At 29.2% G+C, this 26,855-nt stretch carries 20 protein-coding genes, 2 tRNA genes and 2 pseudogenes; 15 read left to right on the forward strand and 9 right to left on the reverse strand.

Annotated features, from left to right (window positions below):
- The first annotated feature begins 56 nt into the window (after nucleotides 1-56).
- From DY168_RS00125 to DY168_RS00135, 3 genes are all read left to right on the forward strand, one after another.
- Nucleotides 57-1,052 (forward strand): UPF0236 family transposase-like protein, encoded by a 996-nt coding sequence (locus DY168_RS00125; RefSeq protein ID WP_115639938.1) that lies wholly within the window; start codon nucleotides 57-59, stop codon nucleotides 1,050-1,052.
- A gap of 111 nt (nucleotides 1,053-1,163) precedes the next feature.
- Nucleotides 1,164-1,679: a hypothetical protein gene (locus DY168_RS00130; RefSeq protein ID WP_115639939.1), complete on the forward strand. Its 516-nt coding sequence runs from the start codon at nucleotides 1,164-1,166 to the stop codon at nucleotides 1,677-1,679.
- Between the two features lie 183 nt (nucleotides 1,680-1,862).
- Nucleotides 1,863-2,255, forward strand: coding sequence for a hypothetical protein (locus DY168_RS00135; RefSeq protein WP_115639940.1), 393 nt, complete (start codon nucleotides 1,863-1,865; stop codon nucleotides 2,253-2,255).
- Nucleotides 2,256-2,396: 141 nt separating this feature from the next.
- Here DY168_RS00135 and DY168_RS14855 read toward each other — a convergent pair whose 3' ends face one another.
- Both DY168_RS14855 and DY168_RS14860 read right to left on the reverse strand, forming a co-directional pair.
- Entirely contained in the window at nucleotides 2,397-2,540 is a 144-nt protein-coding gene (locus DY168_RS14855) for a hypothetical protein (RefSeq protein ID WP_242984024.1), read from the reverse strand.
- 48 nt (nucleotides 2,541-2,588) lie between these two features.
- Nucleotides 2,589-2,726 (reverse strand): annotated as a pseudogene (locus DY168_RS14860) (transposase); the annotation flags it as partial.
- A 608-nt stretch (nucleotides 2,727-3,334) separates the two neighbouring features.
- Here DY168_RS14860 and abc-f point away from each other — a divergent pair.
- Entirely contained in the window at nucleotides 3,335-5,101 is a 1,767-nt protein-coding gene (abc-f, locus tag DY168_RS00145; RefSeq protein WP_115639941.1) for a ribosomal protection-like ABC-F family protein, read from the forward strand.
- A gap of 185 nt (nucleotides 5,102-5,286) precedes the next feature.
- On the opposite strand, the gene DY168_RS00150 is transcribed toward abc-f, so the two are convergent.
- Complete coding sequence (locus tag DY168_RS00150; RefSeq protein ID WP_242984025.1) at nucleotides 5,287-6,237, reverse strand: AEC family transporter; 951 nt, start codon at nucleotides 6,235-6,237, stop codon at nucleotides 5,287-5,289.
- A gap of 24 nt (nucleotides 6,238-6,261) precedes the next feature.
- Nucleotides 6,262-7,488 (reverse strand): CCA tRNA nucleotidyltransferase, encoded by a 1,227-nt coding sequence (locus tag DY168_RS00155; RefSeq protein ID WP_115639942.1) that lies wholly within the window; start codon nucleotides 7,486-7,488, stop codon nucleotides 6,262-6,264.
- A gap of 147 nt (nucleotides 7,489-7,635) precedes the next feature.
- Between DY168_RS00155 and DY168_RS00160 the strand changes: the two genes are divergently transcribed.
- The gene (locus DY168_RS00160; RefSeq protein ID WP_115639943.1) at nucleotides 7,636-8,616 is read left to right on the forward strand and encodes a 3'-5' exoribonuclease YhaM family protein; all 981 of its coding nucleotides are present in this window, start codon (nucleotides 7,636-7,638) and stop codon (nucleotides 8,614-8,616) included.
- Between the two features lie 209 nt (nucleotides 8,617-8,825).
- Entirely contained in the window at nucleotides 8,826-10,052 is a 1,227-nt protein-coding gene (gene pepT, locus DY168_RS00165) for a peptidase T (protein WP_115639944.1), read from the forward strand.
- 133 nt (nucleotides 10,053-10,185) lie between these two features.
- Here the strand turns inward: pepT and DY168_RS00170 are convergent, their stop codons facing one another.
- Both DY168_RS00170 and DY168_RS00175 read right to left on the reverse strand, forming a co-directional pair.
- On the reverse strand, nucleotides 10,186-11,058 hold the full coding sequence (locus DY168_RS00170; RefSeq protein ID WP_115639945.1) for a DegV family protein: 873 nt from the start codon (nucleotides 11,056-11,058) through the stop codon (nucleotides 10,186-10,188).
- Nucleotides 11,059-11,342: 284 nt separating this feature from the next.
- Nucleotides 11,343-11,879: a TDE2712 family protein gene (locus tag DY168_RS00175; RefSeq protein ID WP_115639946.1), complete on the reverse strand. Its 537-nt coding sequence runs from the start codon at nucleotides 11,877-11,879 to the stop codon at nucleotides 11,343-11,345.
- 312 nt (nucleotides 11,880-12,191) lie between these two features.
- On the opposite strand from DY168_RS00175, the gene DY168_RS00180 reads away from it, so the two are divergent.
- From DY168_RS00180 to DY168_RS00210, 7 genes are all read left to right on the forward strand, one after another.
- The gene (locus DY168_RS00180; protein ID WP_115639947.1) at nucleotides 12,192-13,406 is read left to right on the forward strand and encodes an exonuclease SbcCD subunit D; all 1,215 of its coding nucleotides are present in this window, start codon (nucleotides 12,192-12,194) and stop codon (nucleotides 13,404-13,406) included.
- Between the two features lie 10 nt (nucleotides 13,407-13,416).
- Complete coding sequence (locus tag DY168_RS00185) at nucleotides 13,417-16,992, forward strand: AAA family ATPase (protein ID WP_172556212.1); 3,576 nt, start codon at nucleotides 13,417-13,419, stop codon at nucleotides 16,990-16,992.
- A gap of 199 nt (nucleotides 16,993-17,191) precedes the next feature.
- Nucleotides 17,192-18,556, forward strand: a complete 1,365-nt coding sequence (locus tag DY168_RS00190; protein ID WP_115639949.1) for an alanine/glycine:cation symporter family protein — start codon at nucleotides 17,192-17,194, stop codon at nucleotides 18,554-18,556.
- Nucleotides 18,557-18,820: 264 nt separating this feature from the next.
- Nucleotides 18,821-20,410, forward strand: coding sequence for a hypothetical protein (locus tag DY168_RS00195; RefSeq protein ID WP_115639950.1), 1,590 nt, complete (start codon nucleotides 18,821-18,823; stop codon nucleotides 20,408-20,410).
- Between the two features lie 4 nt (nucleotides 20,411-20,414).
- On the forward strand, nucleotides 20,415-21,305 hold the full coding sequence (locus tag DY168_RS00200) for an ATP-binding cassette domain-containing protein (RefSeq protein ID WP_115639951.1): 891 nt from the start codon (nucleotides 20,415-20,417) through the stop codon (nucleotides 21,303-21,305).
- Nucleotides 21,298-22,020 (forward strand): hypothetical protein, encoded by a 723-nt coding sequence (locus DY168_RS00205; protein WP_115639952.1) that lies wholly within the window; start codon nucleotides 21,298-21,300, stop codon nucleotides 22,018-22,020. Before DY168_RS00200 ends, DY168_RS00205 begins: the two co-directional genes overlap by 8 nt.
- A 239-nt stretch (nucleotides 22,021-22,259) precedes the next feature.
- A tRNA-Arg gene (locus DY168_RS00210) sits at nucleotides 22,260-22,336 on the forward strand.
- Nucleotides 22,337-22,465: 129 nt separating this feature from the next.
- Here the strand turns inward: DY168_RS00210 and DY168_RS00215 are convergent.
- Entirely contained in the window at nucleotides 22,466-23,155 is a 690-nt protein-coding gene (locus DY168_RS00215; RefSeq protein WP_115639953.1) for a TetR/AcrR family transcriptional regulator, read from the reverse strand.
- Nucleotides 23,156-23,332: 177 nt separating this feature from the next.
- On the opposite strand from DY168_RS00215, the pseudogene DY168_RS00220 reads away from it, so the two are divergent.
- Together DY168_RS00220 and DY168_RS00225 are read left to right on the forward strand one after the other, a co-directional pair.
- Nucleotides 23,333-24,418: pseudogene (locus DY168_RS00220) on the forward strand (glycine/betaine/sarcosine/D-proline family reductase selenoprotein B); the annotation flags it as partial.
- 86 nt (nucleotides 24,419-24,504) lie between these two features.
- Nucleotides 24,505-26,016, forward strand: coding sequence for a glycine betaine uptake BCCT transporter (locus DY168_RS00225; protein ID WP_115639955.1), 1,512 nt, complete (start codon nucleotides 24,505-24,507; stop codon nucleotides 26,014-26,016).
- A gap of 160 nt (nucleotides 26,017-26,176) precedes the next feature.
- Here the strand turns inward: DY168_RS00225 and DY168_RS00230 are convergent.
- Both DY168_RS00230 and DY168_RS00235 read right to left on the reverse strand, forming a co-directional pair.
- Nucleotides 26,177-26,266: transfer RNA gene (locus DY168_RS00230), tRNA-Ser, on the reverse strand.
- 75 nt (nucleotides 26,267-26,341) lie between these two features.
- Nucleotides 26,342-26,788 carry a nucleoside deaminase gene (locus DY168_RS00235; RefSeq protein ID WP_115639956.1) on the reverse strand — a complete coding sequence of 149 codons (447 nt, stop codon included), beginning with the start codon at nucleotides 26,786-26,788 and terminating at the stop codon, nucleotides 26,342-26,344.
- Between the last annotated feature and the right edge of the window lie 67 nt (nucleotides 26,789-26,855).

The following is a 26,855-nucleotide window of genomic DNA, read 5'->3' on the forward strand; positions in this document are numbered from 1 at the left end:
CATAAATTATCCATTATAATTTTATTATCGAGACAAAACTGAATGGAGTTGAATTTATGTATAATGTTAGTTTAAATGAAAACGGCTTAACTTTCAAGGAGATAGAGAAAAAGATTTATAAGATGGTTTGTGATGAAGCCTGCAATGTTTTAAAAAATGTGTTGGAAGCTTTAGATGAAAAGCTACTTAAAGAAAGAGATATTAAAGTATATAGAAATAAGGGACTTAAAAAGACTTGTTTAAGAACGATTATGGGGGATGTTGAATATTCAAGACGTATCTATCAGTTTGAACTTGAAGATGGTAAAACAGCTACTAAGTTCCTTTTAGATGAGTATCTAGGCATGGACACCATAGGTAATGTATCTATAAATCTTGTAGAAACTATTTTAACAAACGTGTCAGAAGTATCTTTTAGAAAAACAGCTGAAAATATAAAAACAATGTGTAATCAGGAAATTAGTGCTCAAGGAGTTTGGAACATAGTTCAAATGGTTGGAGAAAAGATAAATGAACTAGAAAAGCGTAAGATTGAACTAAATGAAAAAGGTGCGTTGAAAGGCAAAAAGGAAGTACCAGTGCTATTTCAGGAGCAAGACGGGGTATGGTTATCCATTCAGGGAAAAGATAGACCAAAGGGTAAGAATAGAAAAAAAGAACTTAAATTAGCAGTATCTTATACAGGTTGGAAGTTGCGTCCAGGCAGTAAAAAAGAATATGTTGTTATTGATAAAACTGTTTGTGCAAGTTTTAATAGTTCTAGCCACTTTAAAAAAGTTGCGGAAGCAACCATTGCTGAAAAGTATAATGTTGATGAAATAGAAACTAGGATATTAAATGGAGATGGTGCAAAGTGGATAAAAGCAACCTGTGAAGATCAAGACATACACTTTAAGCTCGATCCATTTCATATAAGCCAAGCAATTATTAGAAAAGTAAGTGATCAAGTGCTTCTTAGACTTAGGTGGATTTTGCTTATAATGAATACATATCTCCATCAAAGTCTTAGAAGAACTTATCCAGGGGCTCAGCAGCCGTCATCCTCATTTTGAAGCGGATATGGAAGTTACGGATGGTAGCCATCGGATAAAAAAGAACAGAAAGTCTTACTTAAGTTATTTAGGCAAGGGAAAGTTGATGAAGGGTTGGAAGCAATTGTTAACATGATGATAGAAAATAATAAAGATGAAGTTGTTTTTAAAAAACTTACAGAGCTATATGACTATTTTGTGCATAATAAAGAGGGCCTAGTTCCATATAAATTAAGAGACAATATAACTATGCCTACGGCACCCGAAGGGATAGAATATAGGCAATTAGGGACTATGGAACATAACATTTGCGATGTGTTAGCACATAGAATGAAAGGTAGAAAAATGAGCTGGTCTATTAATGGAGCCGATAACTTATCTAAAATTTTAGCAGAAAAGTTTAGCAATAGATTATTTAGTACCTTGGATAAAATCTATAAAAACATTATCCCGAAGGGTGTTATAGATACTGTAATTCGTGAAATACCTTTATCCGCTTCCGCGGTTAATAAAAAGGGTACGGAATCTAAAGAATATAAGATACATACCGCGCCTATTCCTTATAGTGGAGCTGCGGTTACCTTGGGAAGAAAAGTAATACAAAAACTTTGTGGATTAAAAGGATTTGGAAGTTTTAGTTACAATTAAGAATAAAAATGGGTAGGGTAAATTATAAATACCCCATGTAAAATAATGGATAATAAATTAAATAAAATAGTTGCCCACTTTTACTTGACTCAAACATATTATGTATTTATATTTACATTTACTTTATACTATGGTAATATACACATATAAAGGTTTAATTTAAATAAATGGGGGGTATATATTATGAATTTTAAAAAAATAATTAAAAGCATTTCACTAGGTATAGCTATTTGTGCATGTGTATCAACAGGTGTACAAGCTGGTCAAAGTAATTTACTGACATATACTGGTACTGATATTTGGGATTGGAGAACTATTAATGATTTTAGTTTAAGCTCATCACAGAACGTAACAGTATATCACAGTCAAACTAGAAACACAGCCTCATCAAGTACTTATTTGAATGTTGATGTTCGTAAGTACGCTTTTGTAGGTTCAACATCTCAATTTGAACAACATTTTACAGGTAATGATAGTGGTACATTTTCAGGAAATCTATCTAAAGGAAAGTATTTTTTAAGATTTAAAAGTTCCGTAAAAGCACAAAAGTTTGATATTGACGGTAGTGTATATTAATAATTAACTTAATATTAAGGTTGATAAATTTTACATTATGTCCAATCCTTTGTTTTATTTGTTTCGTCACTTACTCTAATAAAACAAAGGATTTTTATTATACTTATTCTAACTTATAAATCACGTCCAAATTTGAGACTTTTATTCACATATATATTTTTCTTTCCTCTCAAAATCTCCAGCTTTTATTTCTTCCTTTATCGGATCATAAGTAATCTTACTTTTATATCTATCCTTAATAATTTCTATAGTCTTATCTCCAGTTAAGTCACCATTTAAAACCATTCGCTCTAGTTGTTCTGCTTGTTCTCCATAACGAGGTTTGACAGTTGCTTTAGTGCCAAATAAAACTTTTGTATGTAATACCTCAAATGAATAGCCACGACCTTGTTTTTCAATATGCTTAATGAGGTTGTTAATGCTCTCAGTAAAGGCGTTAGTAACGAAGTAGTCAAAGTAATTAAATATTTCTGTGTGTCAGTTATTAATCATCTTTCCCACGTCAGGGAATGAAGTCATGTCTGGTGGTATAGATGAGATGCTTCCCATTGATTAAAGTAGGCTATAGCATCCTTCTTATTGAACTATTTTTTTAAAAAGTAAATGATTAATGATATCATTGCAAAAGGACGTATTAATCAATACAATTTAAGGATTGATTTTAAATAATGATTATGTTAATCTATTATTAGAATAATCAAATAAATGTATATAAGGAGAAGGAAATGAAGAAGATGCTCTTAACTAGATAACCTAATTGAATATTGGTGTTTTAAGGATATTTAAAGGTAAATTATAGACCTTTATTAAGTGAACCTTTTAACACGTTATTATGAGTTAAGAACATTAGCAAAATATAAAATAGCTTATTACTACTGTGTTTTGTTGCACAGTTTTTTGTTTTTATAATTAATATAAATAAGAATTGTAACATTTTATAGGGTACAATATATAGTTATAATTATACTTATTTAGTGAGGTTTAAAGGCGGCTATGGACTATGTTCATAGTCTTTTTTTGTTGAAATTTTTAACTCATAGATTAACCTTTAATAATTATTAAAAGATGAGGTGATATTTATGGCAGTTTTGCTTAGCTTGATTAATGTAAATAAAGAATTTGGACAAAATATTATTTTAAATAATATAAGTTTTGATATTGAGGAAGGTGACAGGATAGGACTTGTAGGCTTAAATGGATCTGGAAAAACTACCTTAGCAAATATTATTTGTGGAGGTATTAAGTTTGATAAAGGAAGTATAAAATGGTATAAGGAAAATATTAAAGTAGGTTACCTAAAACAAGATGGCTCATATACACAAAAGATAATAGATGAATACCATAATGAAGTTAGGGATGAAGTAAATATAAAAGATTTCCTTCAGATATCTAGTTGTTTAAACATAAAAAGAGATATAAATCCATTAAGTCAAGGAGAATTTAATAGCCTAAGTGGTGGAGAAAAGATGAAGTTAGCTTTAGCTAATATATTGTCTTATAATCCCAACTTTCTTATATTAGATGAACCTACTAACTATATTGATTACGAAGGAATGCAGTGGATTATAGAGAAAGCAAAAAGTTATAAGGGTACTTTATTAATAATATCTCATGATAGATATTTTTTAGATAGCACAGTAAATAAGGTAATTGAGATAAGTAAGGGTGTCACAAATACCTATTATGGAAACTATAGTTTTTATAGAGATGAAAAGAAAAGAAGATATGAAAGTGAAATTAATCAATATAATATTCAGCAGTATAATAAATTAAAAATTGAAAAGGAAATAAATAAACTGAAAGAATGGTCTCAAAAAGCTCATAAGGACTCAACAAAGAAACAAGCAGTTGGTCTTGGAAAAAAAGAATACTTTAGGGCAAAGGCTAAAAAAAGAGATAAGCAAGTAAAGTCTAAGATTAAGCAATTAGAGAAATTAAATTTAGAAGGAATTAAGAAGCCAAAAGAGGATAAAAGAATTGACTTTAAATTTAACAATGCTATTTTAAAGGGAACAAGAATAATAGAGGCATTCAATATAGAAAAAGGTTTTAGTTCTAGGATTTTATTTAAAGATAGCTCTTTTTATATAATGAGGGGGGAAAGAGTAGGTATATTTGGGCCTAATGGGTGTGGTAAAACAACTTTATTAAAGATTCTTTTAGATAAAGAAAAACTAGATAAAGGAGATGTTTTTCTAAGTAAGTCTGTAAGCATAGGATATTTAAGTCAAGAAGGGTTAGACATTGATGAAGCCTTATCTGTTATAGAAATGTTTGATATTAAATCAAGGCAACAAGAGGGAAGGTTAAGAAAGCTTTTAAATAATATGGGATTTGATGAAAATATGATAATACAGAAGGTTTCAACATTAAGTTATGGAGAAATTACAAGGGTTAGAATAACAAAACTTATTATTAAAGACTTAGATTTATTAATAATGGATGAACCTTTAAATCATTTAGATATTTATAGTAGAGAAAAGTTAGAAGAGGCTCTTAAAGATTATGAAGGAACTATAATTTTAGTATCTCATGATAGGTATATGATTGAGAATTTATGTAATTGCCTTTTAGTTTTTAAAGATAATAAAATAAAGAAGATATTAGGTGATCCTAGAGAACATTTTGATAAGATATATGTTAAAGAAAAAGAGAATATATTTAAATCGAATAAAAATCAAATTAATCATCTAAAAGATGCCAAAGATAAAAAGATGTTAATTGAAAATGAGATTTCATATGTGCTCGGAGAACTAAGTAGATTATCTAAGGATAGTAAAGAATATAATGATATGGATAAAAAATTTAAAGATCTTATTAATGACAAAAGAAAGTTAGACTATTAGGTATTAAAAATAATTCCAAGAATACTTTAGTATTTTGGAATTATTTTTTTGTAAATTAGCATGAAGTAATTCTTATAGCCTATCAAGTGAGTCTTAGAAGAACTTATCCAGGGGCGTAGCAGCCGTCATCCCCCACCTTGAAGAGGATAGGGGTGCTACGGATGGTAGCCATCGGATAAATATACTTAAAATAAATATATAAATAAAAGCATGTACAAAGGTATAAATATAAGACTTGCAAGGTTTGAAAGTGTTCCCATTACAGTAGCATATTTGTAATCAACGTTGTAAGATTTAGAAACTATAGCAATCTGAGTCATAACAGGCATGGCAGATTCTATAATAAATACTTTAGCCATAAGTTCTGGAATAGGAAATAACTTTATAACCATAAAAGTTACTAAGGGTGATATTATAAATCTGCCCATGAATATAAATAAAGAATCTTTACCTATATTAAAGTCATTAGGTTTAAGAGTACTTAAAGTCATACCAATAAATAAGGTGGATATAGGGGTAGTAAGATTTCCAAGGTACTTAAATACATCTAAAAGAAACTTAGGTAAACTTATATTAAAAAGTATAAGTAATACAGACATTCCAAAGGCTATTAAAGGTGGAGAGAGAATACTCTTTAAAGAGCTTATATAAGAAAACTTTTTATCATCTACAAGACCACTATCTTTTTTTATACTATGTACACCCACAGTCCAAAACATAAAAGTATTTACAATATAATATAAAAGTACATAAGGAATAGCCTCGTCCCCAAACAAAGATATATTAACAGGAAGACCTATAAATATTGTATTAGAAAGAAAAAACATAGTACTAAAGGTACCTCTTTTTTGTTTAGGTACTTTTAAAATAAGTGTAAGTATTTTACTTAAAGAAAAGGTTAGTATCATAGAAATAAAGGGTATTAAAAGTCCTATGCTAGATGATGTTAAGTCCTCTTTAGTAAATGAAGTAGTAAGATTATATATCATAAAGCATGGTAGAGATAGCTTTATAACAAGTTTTGAAAATAAGATAGGGGTATCTTCATTAAACCAATTTCTTTTACTTAAATAAAAGCCTATAAAAATCAAGAAGAATATAGTAAGAAGACTTTGTAAAGACTTAAGTATAATCATGAAAAACATCCTTCCTATTTTAAATTAAATGGTATCTTTAAGAATAGATATTAAGTAATTTTTATCATTTAACTCAGGGTTTTTAAAAACAATATCTAGAGCTTTATTCAGCGTTATTCCGATATCCTTTCCGGAGGGAACGCCTAAAGATTTAATATCATTTCCCGTAATTTTTAAATCTTTTAAAGTTAAAGGCTCACCATTCTCAATAATATCATTAAGTTGTTTATTTATACTTTTAATTTTACATATGCCTTCTTTATGGTCTTCAGATTTAGCAATTATTTCTTCAAAATATAAATAATCAGTAAAGTAGTCTAAACCTATTTTATTTATAAAAACTTTTATATCATATCTACTTAGAAGTTTATTATAGCAATCCTTATTTAAATTTAAGTTTAAAATCAAATTTAATGTTTTTTTATCTAATTTTAATTTATCTAGTATGGATATAGTAATATCCTTATTATCTTTAAACAAGTAATATATAAATAAACTGTATCTAATACCAAGATGGTGTTTAGAAACTTTTATTGAATTTATAAGGTTGTCTATATCATAAAGATCAGTACCAAAAAGGCTATATATCATAGATGTACTAGATAAATAGGTTATCCCTTTATCTGGGCTTTTAGATAAAAGTAGCTTAGATATTTCCTCGGTAATACGTTCCTTACTTACATTTTTTATAAGGGAGTTGTTTTTTATTAATGCATCAAGGGTACTTTTATCTATTTCAAAGTTTAATTGTGAGCTAAATCTAATGGCTCTTAACATTCTAAGGGCATCTTCATTAAATCTTTTATTTGCATCCCCTACACATGTTATATTTTTTAGGCTTAAATCCTTTCTTCCATTAAAGGGATCTACTAGACCAAATGTGTGATTATAAGCCATAGAATTTATAGTAAAATCTCTTCTTGATAAATCCTCCTTTATAGAATTAACAAATTTAACAAAGGAAGGTCGCCTAAAGTCTTTATACTCATCTTCTACTCTGTAAGTTGTAACTTCAAAATGTTCCTTTTCAATTACCACAGTTATGGTTCCATGTTTTAAGCCAGTGGGTATAGAGTTTGGGAATATGCTCATTATATCAAAAGGTAGGGCATTAGTAGTTATGTCCCAATCCTTTGGAGTTATATTAAGTAGGGAATCTCTAACGGAACCACCTACAATAAATGCTTCGAAGTTACTGTCTATTAGTTTATTTATTATAAAATCAACTTTTGAAGGTAGGTCTATACACATATAAGTTATCACCTCTTAATATTCATAATATAGTAGTTAGAATTATAAAACAATAAAGTATGATATAATTATATAAGAATAATAGAGCAAGTTTATGATTTTAAATATGATTCATATTTACCCTATTAATTATAATTTAAAGTGAGGATGATTATAGTGGAAGTTAATAATATAAGTATAAGTGATTTTGAACCAGGAGCTAAGATAGAAGGCTACTACATGATTAGAGCAGTAGATACGAAGACAACTAATTCAAACAACAAGAAGTATCTAGATTTTAATTTATGTGATAAAACAGGAGAAATAAATGCAAAGCTTTGGGAAGTGCCAGCTTTGAGTGAAGATAAATATAAAGGAAATACTGTGGTAAAAATAAAAGGATCTATATTGTCTTGGCAAGGTGCTCTTCAGCTTAAAATAGAAAGAATAAGAAATATTAATGATGAAGATAAGATAAATGTAGAGGATTTTGTTCAAGCGGCACCATTAAAACCAGAATTTATGTATGATGAAATACTAGGATATATAAATAATATGGAAAATCAAGATGTTAAAGATATAGTAAAATATATATATGAAGAAAATAAGGATAAGTTACAGTACTATCCAGCCGCAAAGAAAAATCATCATGCTATAAGATCAGGGCTCCTTTTTCATGTTATGACAATGATTCATATGGCAGAAAAATTATCTGAAATATATACATTTTTAAATAAAGACTTATTATATGCAGGAGTTATACTTCATGATATGTCTAAACTTGAAGAGATGCATTCTAATGATTTTGGTATAGTTGACGAATATACAGTGGAAGGGCAGCTTTTAGGACATATAACACAAGGTATTAAAAAAATAGAAGTAGTAGCGGAAAAATTAGGTACAGATAAAGAAGTTTCTATGTTACTACAACACCTTGTACTATCACATCACTATGAGCCAGAGTATGGTAGTCCAGTAAAACCTATGATAGCTGAGGCAGAGATGCTACATTATCTAGATATAATAGATGCAAGAATGTATGATATTAAAAAGGTATTAAAAGATACAGATCAAGGGAACTTCTCTGAAAGATTATGGTCCCTTGAAAATAGAAGAATATATAACCCCAAATTATCAAGTGATTCTTAGACTCAGGTGGAGTTTGCTTATAAGGAATACATCTCTCCATCTGAGTCTTAGAAGAACTTATCCAGGGGCGTAGCAGCCGTCATCCCCCACTTTGAAGAGGATAGGGGTATTACGGATGGTAGCCATCGGATAAAAAATATAAGCAAAAGTTAATATGAAAAACAAGTAACTAAAAGGTACAAAAATTTTTATATAAAGGGGATATGATTATGTCAAAAGTAGTAGAAAAGTTTTTAAGATATGTGAAGTTTGAAACAAGGTCTGATGAAAATACAGGTAAAACGCCTAGTACTGAAGGACAAATGGTACTTGCCAAAGAATTAGGCAAGGAATTGAAACTTATGGGTATGAAGGAAGTATTTGTAGATGAAAATGGATATGTAATGGCAACCTTACCTTCTAACTTAAGTAAATCTGTTCCCACTATAGGATTTATTGCTCATATGGATACGTCACCAGATATGTCAGGAAAAGATGTAAATCCTCAAGTGGTTGAAGATTATAAGGGTGGAGATATAATTTTAAATAAAGACTTAAATATCGTATTATCACCAAAAGACTTTCCAGATATAAAAAGCTATATAGGAAAAACATTAATAACTACAGATGGAACTACTCTTTTAGGTGCAGATGACAAGGCAGGTCTTGCAGAAATAATGACAGCTATGGAATATCTAATAGATCATCCAGAAATAAAGCATGGAGATATAAAAGTTGGATTTACTCCAGATGAAGAAATTGGCGAAGGGGCAGACCATTTTGATGTAGAAAAGTTTGCTGCAGACTTTGCGTATACTATAGATGGAGGTAAGATAGGTGAGCTTGAATATGAAAACTTTAATGCTGCAGGAGCTAAAGTAACCATTAATGGAAGAAATATTCATCCAGGGTATGCCTATGAAAAGATGATAAATTCTATAAGTATAGCTAGTGAGTTTATGGCAATGCTACCTTCAAATGAGGTACCAGAAAAAACTAAAGGATATGAGGGTTTCTATCTTTTAACAAATATAAAAGGAGAGGTAGAAAAGACCTTATTAAATTATATAATAAGAGATTTTGATAAAGATAACTTTGAAAAGAGAAAAGATAATATAAAGAATATATGTAAAACTATAAATGAGAAGTATGGTATGGATATTATAGAAATAGAAGTAAAGGATCAATACTATAATATGAAAGAAAAGATAGAGCCTGTAAAGCATGTGGTAGACATAGCATTTAAAGCTATGGAACAAGTAGGTGTAACTCCTATTGTAACACCAATAAGAGGCGGAACAGATGGAGCAAGACTTTCATATATGGGACTTCCAACCCCTAATATATTTGCTGGTGGAGAAAACTTTCATGGTAAGTATGAGTTCGTATGTAAAGAGTCCATGGAAAAGGCAGTAGAAGTCATAATAAAGATAGTAGAACTTTATAGTGAAAAATGATTAAAACACTAGGTTTAGATAAGTTTTAATTATTAAGATATACAGTAATAATTCTAGTATAATGGGTGTAGGTTTAAAAGGTATTAATCTATAAATATAATTTATGGATTAATACCTTTTATTTTATAATGTTTTATAAAGATCTATTATTGCCAATAAAGAATAATGTAAGGGTTCCAGGACCAGAGTGAGATCCTATGGCCTGACCTACAAAGTTTATTTTAAACCCCTTAACTTTAAATTCTTTTTCGATTAAAGACTTTAAGAAAAGTGCATCATCTAAGCAATCACCATGGCTTATAAAAATCATTTGATCCTCAGGGTTAACAACCCTATCTTTAAAGGTATCAAACAAAGTCCTTATAGCTTTCTTTCTACCTTTTACTTTAGTAAAGGGTATAAGTTCTCCTAGATCATTCACGTAAAGTATAGGCTTAATATCAAGTATTGTTCCAAGAAAGGCACTAGTAGGAGATATCCTCCCACCTCTTTTTAGGTGATTTAAGTCATCTACAGTAAAAAAGTGATTTACCTTAAGCTTGTTATCTTCAACCCAGGCTATGATTTCATCCTTAGAAGACCCAGTATTAAGCATTTCATATGCATGATAAACTATAAGACCTACCCCGAGTGAAGCTGAACGGGTATCTATGATGGTTATATCAGCATCAGGGTATTTTTCTAATATCTCACTTTTAGCAATAAGTGAACTATTATATGTTCCACTTAAAGCAGAAGAAAATGCTAGGTAAATTATAGATTTATTTTCTTTAACATGCTTTTCAAATTCTTCAAAGAATCTGTATGAGTTTATTTGAGATGTAGTAGGCATTTCACCATTTCTTACACCATCGTAGAAAGCCTTATAGCTTAAGGTTTGGCCGAAGTCTTCCACGTAGTCATTTCCTTTAAAGTTAGAAACTAATCCTAGAAATGACACCTTTGCATCTCTAATGTAGTCTAAAGGAAGATCACAACTAGAATCCGTAATTATAACTATATCCATATATAATCTCCTTGCTTAAATTATTTTGTAGTATGTTCTCTGATTTAAATAACGTATAATAAAAACTACTTTTACAGCCTATTATACTATTATATCATTATAAATTAAGTCTAAACAAGTTTTATAAATACAATAGCCCTATATTATGTAAGTTTTAAAATTCATTAATATAAAATAATAAAGATAATAACTTTAATATAGATTTATATATAAAAATAGCTACCTAATGGATGCTAATAAATATAGCAAGCTAAAGGTAGCTATTTAATGTAAATAAAAATAACTTATTTTAATAATTCTATTAACTTTTCTTCTATGTATGATTTTAATTCCTTTTCACCTATAAACACATTGTCATCAATATCGCTAGGCTTTACCCTAAAGAAATTAATTATAAGCTTGTTTTCTTTTATGAAGTATTCATCTAAATGTAGTGGAGAGAAAACAACCTCTAAGGTATCATATTTATTTTGGGGAACCTTTTCATTTAATATATCTACAAGGTAATCTAAGTTTAATTTCTTTAATGGATTTATCATAAGACTTACATATTCTAAGTCTTCCATCATCCACATGTTATTATTCCAGAATCTTTTTTCTTTTTTACTTCCTGAGGATAGGAGTTCTCTATTTTTTATAGCACTTAAAACCTTTCTTACAGACTCCTCATTAAATTCTTCATCGTAAGCTATTTTAAATGCATCCATTTTGGCTACATCATAAAAAAACACCTCAGCTACCTTTTCTCTCTCACTAGTTGCCTGCCAAAAATATAGCATAGCTTCTAATACATCAACATTCTTTTTAATAGTTTGTAACATTTATATATCCTCCTTTAAAAAACCTTATATAATAATATTTCTATAACGTTTTCTAAAAACCTTTAAATAATTAAATTTAATTATTTGAATATTAATAATAAGACTTAATTATTTAAAAAGTTAGTAATAATATTTAAAATGTTTAACCGTGTAAGTAGTGTTATTATAATAATTAAAAGGATATTAATTAACAAGGGTTTTGTTTAATCCACATAGAAATAGATAGTTATAAGAGTTATCCACAATTTTATTTATTTTAATAGTGAAATTGTGAATGATTTTTTATTTTAAAAGAAAGGCCGTGAATAATTTATGAAAATTATGCACACATCTGACTGGCATTTAGGAAAATACTTAGATGGCATAAAAAATAGTAGGCTTGAAGAACAAGAAGAGTTTCTAAATGAATTTATAGATATAGTAGAAAAAGAAAGTATAGATATGATTATAATAGCTGGAGATATATATGATAATGGAAACCCTCCAGCTAAGGCAGAAAGATTATTATATGAATCACTAAAAAAACTTAGTAATAATGGTAAAAGGCCTATAATAATAATAGCGGGTAATCATGATAATCCTGAAAGACTTATGTCCATAAGTCCACTTGCTTTAGAATATGGAATAATTATAATAGGTACACCTAAAAACATAGTTGAAATAGGTAGATATGGTGTTTGTGATGTAGTGGATTCTGGAGAAGGATTTATAGAAATAGAGCTAAATGGTGAAAAGGCTGTAATAATAACATTAGCTTATCCTAGTGAAAAGAGACTTAATGAAGTATTTATATTTGAAGATGACGATAATGAGAGAATGGTTAGCTATTCAGAAAAAATAGGAGAAATTTTCAATAAGCTTTCAAAAAATTACCGTGAAGATACTATAAACATAGCTACTTCACATATCTTTGTAAATGGTGGCATAACATCAGATTCTGAGCGGAGTATAGAACTTGGAGGTAGCCTTGCAGTAAGTGCCTTAAATTTACCAAAGAAAGCCCAATATATAGCATTAGGACATTTGCATAGACCTCAAAGAGTTGGAAATACAAGTAATGCCTATTATGCCGGATCCCCTATTCAATACAGTAAAAGTGAAATTAATTATGCTAAATCAGTATATAAGGTGGAGGTTGTTCCAAAAAAGGAAGCTAAGGTTGAAAGGATACTTTTAAGTAATTATAAACCTATTGAGATATGGAAGTTTGAAAGCATAGAAGAGGCTATTGAAAAGTGTAAAGATGAATCTAATAGAGATTGCTGGGTGTATATTAAGGTTAAAACAGATGAGTATATAAACCAGGAATATATAAAACTTATGAATGAATATAAGAAGGATATAATTGAAATAATCCCAGATATAAAGGAAAAGGAAGAGAGTGAAAGTCCTACTGAAGATTTAAGAGAAAGGTCTATGAAAGAACAATTTAGTGAATTTTACCTAAAAAGAAGAGGATATGATATAAGTGATGAACTTTTAGAATTATTTTTGTCTATAGTAAGCGAGGATGAAAAAGAAGATTAGGAGTGGTTATATGAAACCTAGAAAGCTGATAATAAAAGGTTTAAATAGTTTTGTAGAAGAACAAACAATTGATTTTGAAAGCTTAACAGCTAAAGGTTTATTTGGTATATTTGGACCTACAGGAAGTGGTAAGTCTACAATATTAGATGCAATAACCCTAGCGCTTTATGGTGATATATCAAGAGATTCAAAAGAATATATAAATAGTTTTTGTAGTGGGGTAAGTGTTAGCTATGAGTTTGAAATTGGAGCTGCTGGTTATAGAAAGATATATGTTGCAGATAGAGTAGTAAATAAAGATAAAAATGGGCTTTATAAATTAAAGACTTGTAGACTTTTAGAAAAAGGTGGCGAAGATTTAATACCAATTGCAGAAGGTGCAAGAGATGTTAAAGCAAAGGTTGAAGAGATAATAGGTCTTAAATCAGAAGATTTCACAAGGTCTGTAGTACTGCCACAAGGTAGGTTTAGTGATTTTTTAAAGCTATCTGGTGTAGATAGAAGAAATATGTTAGAGAGAATTTTTAACCTTAAAAAATATGGAATAGTTCTATCAGAAAAGATTAAGAAAGAGAGAAAGGTAAGAAATGAAGAATTAAGTGTACTAAACACTCGAATTGATTCTATAAGTGTAAGAGGTGTATCAAAAGAAAATTATAAGTTAATAGAAGATGAAATAAACAGGTTAAAAACAAATGAAGTTTCAATTAGAAATGAAAAGGAAAATATAGATAAGCAATATGAGCACTACAATAATTTGTGGTCCCTAAAAAGCGAGCTTTTAAATTATGAAGATAAGCAAAAAGAATTATTAAAAGAAAAGTGTGTTATGGATGAAAAGTCCTGTAAGGTTCTTAAAGGTAAAAGAGCTAATTTGGTTAAGCCATTTATAGATGATTATATAGAAACAGAGGAATCATTACTAAACTTAGAAAAACAATATACATCTACAGAGCTAAGCTTAAACGACTTAGAAAAAAACATCGAAGAATCTAAAAAGTCCTATAAAGAGGCACTTATATTAAAAGATAAAGAACTTCCAATACTTATAGAAAAAGAAACACAGGCTAAAAGAGCATTTGATTTAGAAAAGAGCATACAAGATTTAAAAAGGGATAGAGATGAATTAAGAAATAACTTTATCATTATACGAGATAAGTTAAATAAGTTAAATGTTTTAGAAGAAGAATCTAAAATAATAATTAGTGAAAGTAATGTATCAATAGAGGACTTAGAAAATAAAATTGAGGCCTCTAGGGTGGACCCAGAAATAAGGGAAAAGGTATTAAAAGGATCTATAATGTATATGGAAAAGGTAAAAAAGATAGAAGAAAAAGATAAGTTACAAAATAGATATAATAAAATTTATAAAGACCACGCAAAATGTAAAGAAGAGAAGGTCCTATTAGAGGATATCATTATAAATATAGAAAAAGACATAAAGGAAATAGAGCAAAAGTTAAAAGCTATAGAAAATGATTTTAGTAAAGATAAAGATAATAGCGTGGACCTTGAAAAAAGGGATACCTATCTTAGTATGGCAGTGACTCAGTATGAGGAAATAATAACTTCTACCAATAAAATTGAAGGTGATATTGAATCTATTAAGATAAGGAATGTACAAATAAGCGACGAAAAGGTGGAATTAGAAGATCAAAAGGAATTATTAAAGGTTAAATTAAATAAGGTTACTAGAGAAATTGAAAGTTTAAATAAAGAAAATTTAGCATATAGCATACTAGAAGATTTAAAGGAAGGTGACAGCTGTCCTGTATGTGGATCAACCCATCATATTAAGTACGCAGAAAGTAAGGATGAAAGTTTAATATTAGAAAGTAATAATTTAAAAGAAGAATATGAAGGTGAGTTATTAAAGGTAGAAAATAATTTAAAAGATATAGAAAGTAATATAATTAAAAATCAAACATTTGAAGAGACTTATTTAGCTGAACTTAAAAGGTTGAAGTTTAGGTTAGAATCTTTAAATTTAAATGATTTTATTGATTTAGAAGGAAGAGCACCATCACCAGAATATCTTTATCAGTATTATGAGAACTTTAAAAAGGAGCATGAAGAGATTAAAGTATCTAGAGAACTTCATGAAAAGAAAAAGGAAGGTTTAGAAGGTGAATTAAAAGAAAAGAAAGATATTTTATCAATAAATAAACTTAATTATGAAAAAATAAAATCAGAGCTTAGTTCTGAAGAAAAGGGTCTAATTAATATTAAAGATGATATTGATGAAATTTTAGAAAATATAATATCCCTAGAGATCATATTAAAAGATATAACAGAAGAAATCAATATAGAAGACTTCACATTAGAAAGCAAAAACGTAACAGAAAAGGATAAGTTATTATCTACATTTCAAAATGAAAATAAAGAGTTAAAGCAAAGGTTAGATAAATATCAAAAGCAAAATGAACAATATAAAAGGGATATAAACTTACTAAATATTGAAAAGGCTAAAATAGAAGAGTCAGGTAAAGAAAAGAAATTAATATTAGATAAGTATATTTCTGAAAGAGAAATACTTACAGAGGGTAAAGATGCTAAAGATTATATAAAAGAAATTATAAATAGAAAGCAATTTATAATTTCAAATGAAGCTAATTTAAAGAGATTATTAGAAGAACTCAATATAAATAAGATAAGTCTTAATGATAAGTACATATCATTAAAGCAGAATCTATTAAATTTAAAGGATAAAATGATAAGGTGCCAAGATAATCTATTAAATGCATTAAAAGAAAATCAATTTGAATCAAAGGAAGAAGTAATCACATTTGTTATAGATGAAGCAAAAGTTATTTCATTAGAAAATGAAATAGATAGTTATGAAAAGTCATTAAATGATTTAAAATCAAACATAAAAAATATCAACTTAAAGTTAAATGGGCAAGATATAAATAAGGACCTTTTCGAAGAGGTTAAACATAAAAGAAGCTATTTAAGTGGTATCTTAGAAGACTTAATAAAGTCTGTAGCGTCAAAGGAACAAGTCTTAAAGGATATGGAAAGAGATTTAAAGGAGCTTAAAGATATACAAAAGCAGCAGAAGAGCATGGCGTATTTATGTAGTAACTTAGATGAACTTACAAAGCTTATAGAAGGGAATAAATTTGTTGAATACGTAGCCCAAAGTCAGCTTAAATATATATGTATAGAAGCATCTAAAAGGCTTAAAGATATTACAAGAGGAAGATATGCTTTAGAGCTTGATGAAAGCGGAGGATTCATAATGAGAGATGACTTCAATGGAGGATACAGAAGATCTGCTAGTACACTATCTGGAGGAGAGACATTTTTAACATCACTTGCTTTAGCTTTATCTTTATCTTCCCAAATTCAGCTTAAAGGAAGTGCTCCATTAGAATTCTTTTTCCTTGATGAAGGGTTTGGTAGCTTAGACACTTCATTAATAGATACAGTAATAAGTTCACTTGAGTCATTAAGGTCAGATAAATTATCTATAGGACTTATAAGCCATGTAGAAGATCTTAAAAATAGGGTCCCTATAAAGTTAATTGTAGATAATCATTCTAATGGCAAAATGGGGAGCTTTGTTAAGATTGAATTAACATAAATAAATAAATATGCATATATCCCCCCATAAATGCATAAATATCAATATGGTTTAGAATATTATATTAAGTCTGTCTATTAAGACTATTAAAAAGATGAATTGGTATATCATTGTTATTAAACGTATAATTAAGCTATAAAGTATGCATATTTTTAACAATGAAGCCACTTATTTATAATACATAAAAGGGGGAGTAATTATGGACTTATTACCTATAGTTAAAAGCATTAATGACGTTCTTTGGGGATACATATTAGTTTTCTTACTTTGTGGTACAGGAATATTCTTCACAATTAAACTTAGGTTTGTACAAGTTAGAAAGTTTAAAGAAGGTTGGAAGAGAGTATTTGGTGGCTTAAGTTTAAGAGGCGAAAGAGCAGGTAAAGATGGTATGTCATCTTTCCAAGCTTTAAGTACAGCTATAGCAGCTCAAGTTGGAACAGGAAATCTTGCAGGAGCAGCAACAGCTATAGCATCTGGTGGGCCTGGAGCTATATTTTGGATGTGGGTAAGTGCCTTCTTTGGAATGGCTACTATATTTGCAGAAGCAACATTATCACAAGTATATAAACAAAGAATTGATGGAGATATTACAGGAGGACCTGCATACTACATAAGTAAGGGTTTAAATAGTAAGTTTTTAGCTGGATTCTTCTCAGTTGCTATAATATTTGCATTAGGATTTATGGGAAATATGGTTCAATCAAATTCTATAGGAGTAGCTTTTAATACTGCATTTGGAGTAAATCCAGTGATAGTGGGTATAGTAATTGCAGTAATCGCTGGCTTTATATTTATAGGTGGAGTAGGTAGAATAGCATCTGTTACTGAAAAGGTTGTACCTTTAATGGCGGCATTTTACTTATTAGGAGGACTTATTATATTAATTTTAAACCATACTAACGTATTACCATCATTTAAGATGATATTTGTTGGAGCATTTAAACCTGAGGCAGTTCTAGGTGGTGCTATTGGAATTAGTGTTAAACAAGCTGTTAGATACGGTGTTTCAAGAGGATTATTCTCTAATGAAGCTGGTATGGGATCCACACCTCATGCTCATGCTGTAGCAAAGGTTAATCATCCTGGAGAACAAGGTACAGTAGCTATAGTTAGTGTATTTTTAGATACATTTATAGTTCTTACTATGACAGCTTTAGTTATATTATCAACAGGAGCTTTAGATACTGGAGCTACAGGAATTGAACTTACACAAAATGCATTTTCTCTAGGATTTAAGAGTTTAGGTAACTTTGGAAATGTATTTATTGCTATATGTTTATTGTTCTTTGCATTTTCTACTATAATAGGTTGGTACTTCTTTGCAGAAGCAAACGTAAAGTATCTTTTTGGAAATAAACATTTAAATATATTTAGACTGTTAGTTCTAATATGTATAGTAGCTGGATCTGCTTTAAAAGTTGATTTAGTTTGGGAACTTGCAGATACATTCAATGGACTTATGGTTATACCTAACCTTATAGCACTTATATTCTTGTCATCTAAGGTTAGTACTAGTTTAAAAGATTATGAGTCAGGAAATTATAAATTAAAAGATTATTAATTCATATATTAAAATCTTAAATTTAAAGGTAGCTACTAAAGGTGGTATCTACCTTTTTAAACGCATTTTATACTTATATAGACTACAATAAAAGTAAATATTTACATTAATATGGCAATATGGTATTGTATATATGAAAAGAAAGACAATGGATGTATTGTAATGGATATTCAATGACTGAACAAAGTAATAATTATAAATAATAAATTAACAAGGTAAGAAGTTAATATTAAGTTAACTTCTTACTTTATATAGGAGGAATTTATGAGAAAGATTAAGGCACTGATAAAATATAACTTTTTAAATTTGCACAGAATTTTTATCATAATTATAATGATGCTATTATTCCTATTTGGTATCCAGCAACAGTTATGGGCCTCAAGGATATCTGGTGAATTTCACCTAAATCTTATTACATTTTTAAAGACCTCTTGGCTACCAATCAATTTAATATACATACCAATTTTGATAATAAATGAAATAATAAGTAGTAGCGACCAGGAGATATTTCATGTGCTTAATATTTCTAAAAAGGAAAGATTTTTAGGCAAGCTTTTCACAAGCTCAGTTATAAATTTAGCTATAATAATAATAAATGTTTTAATATTGGTTGGAGTTGCAATTATAGCAAAAGCACCCCTTAAATATTCCTTGCATCTAATTTCTATGTTTTTATTAAATATATGTACTGGGCTTTTTTGTTTTAGTGCCATTGGCCTATTAATTGGTGAAACAATATCAAAATTCAGATATAGGGTTCTTTCTTATGTACTAATAATTTTGTTTTTTCTAGGTACAAATAATTTCTTTAAAGAACCTAATATACTTACGCCAATTATGAAATTCGATCCATTATCAAGCACCTTTGAGTTATTTTCTTTAGATAAACTAACCCTTTATCATTTTATGCTTTGGAATTTAATAGGATTACTTGCAATGTATTTAATATATAACATTAAAGATTTACAATTTTTGAAGTTTAAAAATAAGATAATGTTATGCTTTTTAGTAATTGCTATTTTGTATTGCCTTTTTGTAGGTTCAAAGTATAATCCCGACAGGTATTTTATTCTAAAAGACAATATTAATGAAAACTACGAGAAAGAGTCTAATCTTAGTGAAGGATTTACAATTGAAAGTTATAATATGAAGTTGAAGTTAAAAGATATAGTTTCTAATGATTGTAATATGGACATTATAATTAATAATAAAAACTTAAATAAATTAACTTTAAGCTTATATCATACTTTGAAGGTATCAAGTATAAATGTAAATGAAAAAGAGGTTGAATTCTCATCTAAAGATGATACTTTAACTATATTATTAGGAGATCAATATAAAGAAGGGGAAAAGATAAAGGTTTCTATAAAATATTCAGGAATAATTAATACTGTAGATAAGCAGGGCATTAAAAGATTCTTCGTAAACAACCATTCCTTATTTTTAGCGGACTATTTTCCTTGGTATCCGAAATCAGAGTGGATGGGAAACACTAAAAAATATGAAGTTGAAATAGAAGATAATAATGGAAGAGTATATTCAAGCCTTAATGAAAAGGATAATGGCATTTTTGAAGGTGAAGGCAAGGAAATATTTTTAGTTAAGAATATATTACTTTCAAATCACCTATATAAAGGTATAGAACTTGTAGGAAAGGCTGAGGAAATAAAAACCGATGTTCAATGTGAAAAGATTATGAATGCAGTTAATAGAATGGGTGATGGGGTAAACGATTACAAAAGATTAATCTTAACGCCTCAAAGAGATAAAGAATATCTTCTATATAATTTGTATGAGGATCAAGTTATATTTGGCATTCACGATACAGATGAAGTTTTGCAGTATGGGAGGTAAAAAGGTGAGTAAAATAGTTGTAGAAAATTTATCTTATAAATACAGAAAGACTAAAGCACTAAGTAATATTAACTTTGAGGTAACTGATGGATTAATTGGTGTTCTTGGAGCTAATGGTGCTGGAAAAAGCACTCTTATGAAGTTACTAACCACATTACTAAAAGTTAAGGATGGAGATATTAGTATTGATGGTACAAGCTATAAAAAGGGTATAGATAAAATTAGGGGTAATCTCGGTTATTTGCCACAAAATTTTATGGTTTATGAATCTTTAACAGGAAGAGAATTATTAGATATTTTAGCTACCATTAAAACAGATTATAACAAGGAAGAAAAAGGTGCACATATAGAAGACATAATTAGAGATTTTGATATGCAAGATTATATAGATAAAAAGATTAAAGAGTATTCAGGAGGTATGAAACAAAAACTAGGCTTTGCCCAGGCAATAATTGGTGACCCAAAGATTATTATAATGGATGAACCTACTGTTGGGTTAGACCCAGAACAAAGAAACATAATAAGAGACTTATTTCCTTCTATGTCTAGTGGTAGAATAGTTTTTGTTACTACGCATATTGTGGAGGACATAGAGAATTATTGTAATTACTTATTGGTATTAAATAAAGGAAGCCTAATTTTTAAAGGAAGTAAAGATGACTTTATTAATGAAGTAAAAGGATACTTATGGGAAGGTGTCCTTCCTATAAATGATGTTATAGTCCTAAAAACGCAGGCTAAATTAATTAGTTCAATACCTAGTGGGGACAATATAAAGGTAAGGTATATCTCAAAAGAAGATTTAAAGTATAATGCCACCGCTATAGATATCTCATTACAAGATGCTTATATAATTCATTGCACACTATATGATCATGCCTTAAAAGATGCTTAATTATTATAAAGGTCATATTAATAATATATTTAGCTTTAACATTTTTAATGCTTTATTTGTTTTAACAGCTGTTCTTAATGGGATGTTACTATTATCAGTTAAGTTTAATCATGTGAATTTTGGGCACAACTCACCAGTAAATAACCTATTTTCAATTTGTGACTTTTATTTATTGATAATATATGTGATCTTAATTATATTTACTATAGGTTTAGATTTTAAAAATAGCATGAGTCATATTAGTCTTTCTGCAAGTAAAGGTAAAAGTAATGACTATGTGGTAAAGAAAGTAATAACTATAATAAGTAAGTATGGTATATGCTATGCCATATCATTAATAAACATAATTTATTGTTTCAATAAAGTTACAGATAAAAATAGCCAAATACAATATCGCTTAGAACTGTTAATAATGAGCTCTATTATAACCACTATTTTTGTTACTAGTATAACTATATTTTTCATTGTTTTAATAAAGGATATCCCTAAAACCATTATAGTTGTAACTTCACTTTATTTTGTATTAGAGTATTTATGGAGGGGAAAAATAACACAAAAATATGGAATATTAGCTCATAGATTTTATTGGGATTTCAAAAAAATGGGGTTTAATATTAGAGTGAAGCTAGTGTATTTAGCTATATCCATAATACTACTTATATTCTCTTACTTTTGGCTGGGAAGAGCATCAAAAAATGATCATAATGGATTGTGATTAGAAATAGATCATATTCTATTACTCTTATTATACTTTGATATAGGGAATCCTTTTTTAGTATATATATATTTATAGTAACATTTCGTATTCATAAGGTAGCTACCAAATATGGTAGCTACTTTTTAAAAAGTATTTTACACTTTATATTGCAATGTATAAAAGGTAAAATATATTGATTTGTACATAGTTTTATGGTAATATAGTTTTGTTAGTTATATATAATAAATTTAAGATATGCGATAGTACCTCAACTGGATAGAGGACTCGGCTACGAACCGAGCTGCTGCGGGTTCAAGTCCTGCCTGTCGCACCAAGATAAAAAACATGTGTAGGGATATGAACCTACGCATGTTTTTTTGCTTTATTAGGCCATTTCTAAAACAAAAGTATCAGAGTTCCTAAAATAATTTGCAAGTTTCTCTTTTTATTATATAAATTGCTATTATTTTGCATGAATATATTTCAAGTCCGTAGAACTTACTCCGTAAGCTTTCATGGTTTTGTTAATGTATCTCATGGTTTTTTCAACGGCTAACTCTACTGTATAGATGTTGTTCTTACTTAAAAGCTTAGATAACATACCCCTATATATTAAAACATTCATTTCATTAATATCTTTTAGATCTTCTTCTTTTAAAAAGCCTTCTTCTGATGAAGATTTTAATAATTTATAGTCTCTTATATATATATTGTCTTCAAGTAGCATAGGTAAAAACTTTTTAGATTCTTCGCAAAGCTCTTCTGGAAATATAGAATAGTAACTGTTAATAGACTCATTTACTGTATCTGAAGAAAATTCACTAAAAAATATTAAGTTATAAATTTCAGGTTTTAAATAAGAGTGGTAAGAAAAACATAACCAGACATTAAGGTAAGTTTCTAAAGAGTTTTTAGAATTTTTAGTGTAACTGTAAAGGTTCTTTGCATAGTCTTTTAAGTATTTCAAAGAAGCAAAAAATAGAAGATGATTTAAATTTTGAAAATAATTATACAAAGTTGCACTATTGTAACCCGCTAAATTAGCAACCTTTCTTATTGTTACAGCATCCATACCTTCTTCTTCAATAATCTTATTTGTAGCTTCTAAAAAATAGCTTAACATTCTTTTCTTTTGCAATTCTTTATTATCCATAATTATCTCCAATATAAGTATATTATTGTTCACATAAAGTATTATAACATAAGTTAAGGGGATTGCTTAGGGGATGTAAATTTAAAGTAAATATATGTTATATAAGATTTAGGTATGATAAATTAATATAGCTATTACTAAAATCTATAGCTTTGATTTGTTAAAACTATAACGATGAAGTTTGATATATTTGTAGCAGGTCCTGCTTTCCAAGCAGGTAGATATGGAGCAGCTTGTGGAACCATATGTAAGGTTATAAAAGAAAAGTTTAATGTGCCGGTAATAAGTTCTATGCATGAAGAAAACCCTGGAGTTGAAATGTTTAAAAAAGATATGTATATATTAAAGGGTGGAAAAAGTGCAGCAAAGATGAGAGATGATATAAAAGCTATATCAAGTCTTGGAAATAAGATTCTTAATTCTGAGGAAATTTCAGGAGCGGATAAAGAAGGTTATTATGAAAGAGGAATAAGACATCAAGTTTTTAGAGAAGATCAAAAGCCTGCTTCAGATAGAGTAGTAGAAATGCTAATAAAAAAATTAAACAATGAACATTTTGAAACAGAACTTAAAATACCAGTTTTAGATAGAGTGGCAATAGCTCCAGCTATAAAAGATTTAAGTAAATCTAATATAGCAGTAGTAAATACAGGGGGAATAGTTCCAATAGACAATCCAGATAGAATACAATCTGCTTCAGCGACAAGATGGGGTAGATATGATATTAAAGGAATAGATGATCTAAAAGGCGGAGTCTATAAAACTATACATGCTGGATTTGATCCTGCAGCTGCAGATGCTGATCCAGATGTAATAGTTCCTATAGATGCCCTAAGAGCTTATGAAAAAGAAAATAAAATAGGTAAGCTTCACGATTACTTTTACTCAACAGTAGGAACAGGAACTACACAAGCAGAAGCAGCTAGAATGGCAAAGGAAATGATTCCTTATTTAAGAGAAGATAACGTGGATGGAATTATATTAGTTTCCACATGAGGAACTTGTACGCGTTGCGGTGCAACCATGGTTAAAGAATTCGAAAAAGAAGGATTTACAATAGTTCAAATGTGTAACCTAATTCCAGTTGCTACAACTGTAGGGGCAAATAGAATAGTTCCTACTATATCAATACCATATCCATTAGGACATCCAGCTACAACAAAAGAAGAACAATGGAAATTAAGATATCATAGAGTAGGGGTGGCATTAGATTCACTTACAACTGATATTGAAGATCAAACTGTTTTTAGAGTAAAGTTTTAAAATAAGTATCTATAAAGTGAGTTCCATGTTTATCCATGGAACTTTACTTATCAAGATACTAATTTATAGTTAGGTAGGTGGAATAAGTGAAAGTAAATACAAGTGATAAATCAAAGAAAAGAGGGCAACCCGTTTATTATATATCCTTGATTATAACCTTTATAGTGGTTTTGTGGGCTATTATATCAAAAGATACCTTTGCTAGGGCAGCAGATAATTTATTAAATACCTTAACTAATAACTTTGGATGGGCATATCTATTATCCATGCTTATATTTGTAGGCTTTGCCATGGTATTAGCCTTTAGTAAATATGGGAATATAAAACTTGGAGCAGATGATTCAAAACCAGAATACAGTACAGCATCATGGTTTGCTATGCTCTTTGGAGCTGGTATGGGAATCGGTTTAGTATTTTGGGGAACAGCAGAACCTTTATCACACTTCGTAGCACCAAAAGGCTTAGAGCCAGGTTCCGTGGAAGCAGCTAGTTTTGCAATGAGAGCTTCTTTTATGCATTGGGGATTTCACCCCTGGGCTAACTATTCTATAATAGGATTAGCGCTAGCATATTTTCAATTTAGAAAGAATAAACCAGGATTAATAAGTAGCATATTTGAACCTTTAATAGGGGAAAAGAGAGTTAATGGTCCAATAGGAAAAGCCATAGATATATTTGCAGTACTTGCTACAGTAGCAGGAGTTGCAACATCCTTGGGACTTGGTACACTTCAAATAAATAGCGGACTTAAGTATCTTTTTGGAGTACCAGAAACACAGGTAGTTCAAGTAATTATAATAGTGGTAATAACTATAGTATTTATTTGGTCTGCTGTAAGTGGTATAGAAAAAGGAATAAAGGTTATTTCAGATGTGAATTTATACTTAGCATTTGGACTTTTAATATTAGCACTTCTAATAGGACCTACTGTAAAGATTATAAATTCATTTTCTAATGGATTAGGTGCCTATATAAGTAACTTCTTTCAAGATAGTCTTCAAATCGAAGCATTTGGTGATAATTCGTGGCTTAATGGTTGGAGAATATTTTATTGGGCTTGGTGGATAGCTTGGGCACCTTTTGTTGGTACGTTTATAGCTAGGATATCTAAAGGAAGAACTATAAGAGAATTTGTATTAGGAGTTATAGTTGCTCCGTCAATAGCATCTTTCGTGTGGTTTTCAGTATTTGGAACTATGGGAATAAACTTAGGTATTGAAGGTATTATGTCTATGGATGCTTTAAAAACTGTTGCAGCATCACCAGAGACAGCCTTCTTTGTAATAATGAGTAATTATAAGTTAGGGGTTATACTATCCTTTATTGCATTATTTTTATTAGGGACATTTTTTGTAACCTCTGCAAATTCAGCTACATTTGTACTTGGTATGCTAACATCAAAGGGTGATTTGAATCCTTCAAATAGAAAAAAGATAGTTTGGGGATTAGTTCAATCATTACTTGCTACCTCTTTATTACTTGCAGGAGGATTAAAGTCTTTGCAGACGGCTTCAGTAGCTGCAGCCTTCCCGTTTATATTTATAATGATTTTTTCCTGTATTTCATTATGGAAGGCTCTTTCAGAGGAAAAGATATAAAATTAGATATTATATAACTAGATAGGTTATAAGGTTGTGGGAATTCACAATATAGATTTAAGAAGAGTATTTTTATGATATATTTAGAAGTGGAATTTATCTAAGTGTTTGTAACAAAAAAGGCTTGTAGCAATTGCTATAAGCCTCTTTTTTCTTTTTTTGGCGGAGAGAAAGGGATTCGAACCCCCGGTACATTTTGTGTACACTTGTTTTCGAGACAAGCACCTTAAACCAACTCGGACATCTCTCCATAATAAGTATTTTTATACTACCTTAAAAGTATACTAAATATAAAAATATAAATCAATATAAATTAAACAATCATTTATATTGATTTATTTCTTAGAGATTTAAAAAACTCTTTTAAAATTTCACTACATTCATTATTATAAAGCCAATTTACCTTTATATTAGAATTAATATATTGATTATTTACTAAGTTTAAAACAGAGCCACAAGCTCCGAGGTTTGGGTCAAAGGTACCTATATTAAGCTCTGATAATCTTGATTGAACAATGGCACCAGCACACATTATACAAGGCTCTAAGGTTACAAACATACTACATCCATTAAGTCTCCAATTTCCAAGAGTTTTAGAAGCCTCGTTTATAGCAATGATTTCAGCATGAGCTAATGGATTTTTTATAGTTTCTCTTAAATTATGGCCCCTTCCAATTATCTTGCCATCCTTTACTATAATTGCACCTATTGGAACCTCATCTATGTATAAAGCTTTTTTAGCCTCTTCTAAGGCTACGTCTATAAATTCCACTTTAAAATCTCCTTACACTAATATATAAAATAAAGCCCTGTGGTCTACACAGGGTAAATTGTACAAG

Source organism: Clostridium putrefaciens, assembly GCF_900461105.1.
GTDB lineage: Bacteria > Bacillota > Clostridia > Clostridiales > Clostridiaceae > Clostridium_L > Clostridium_L putrefaciens.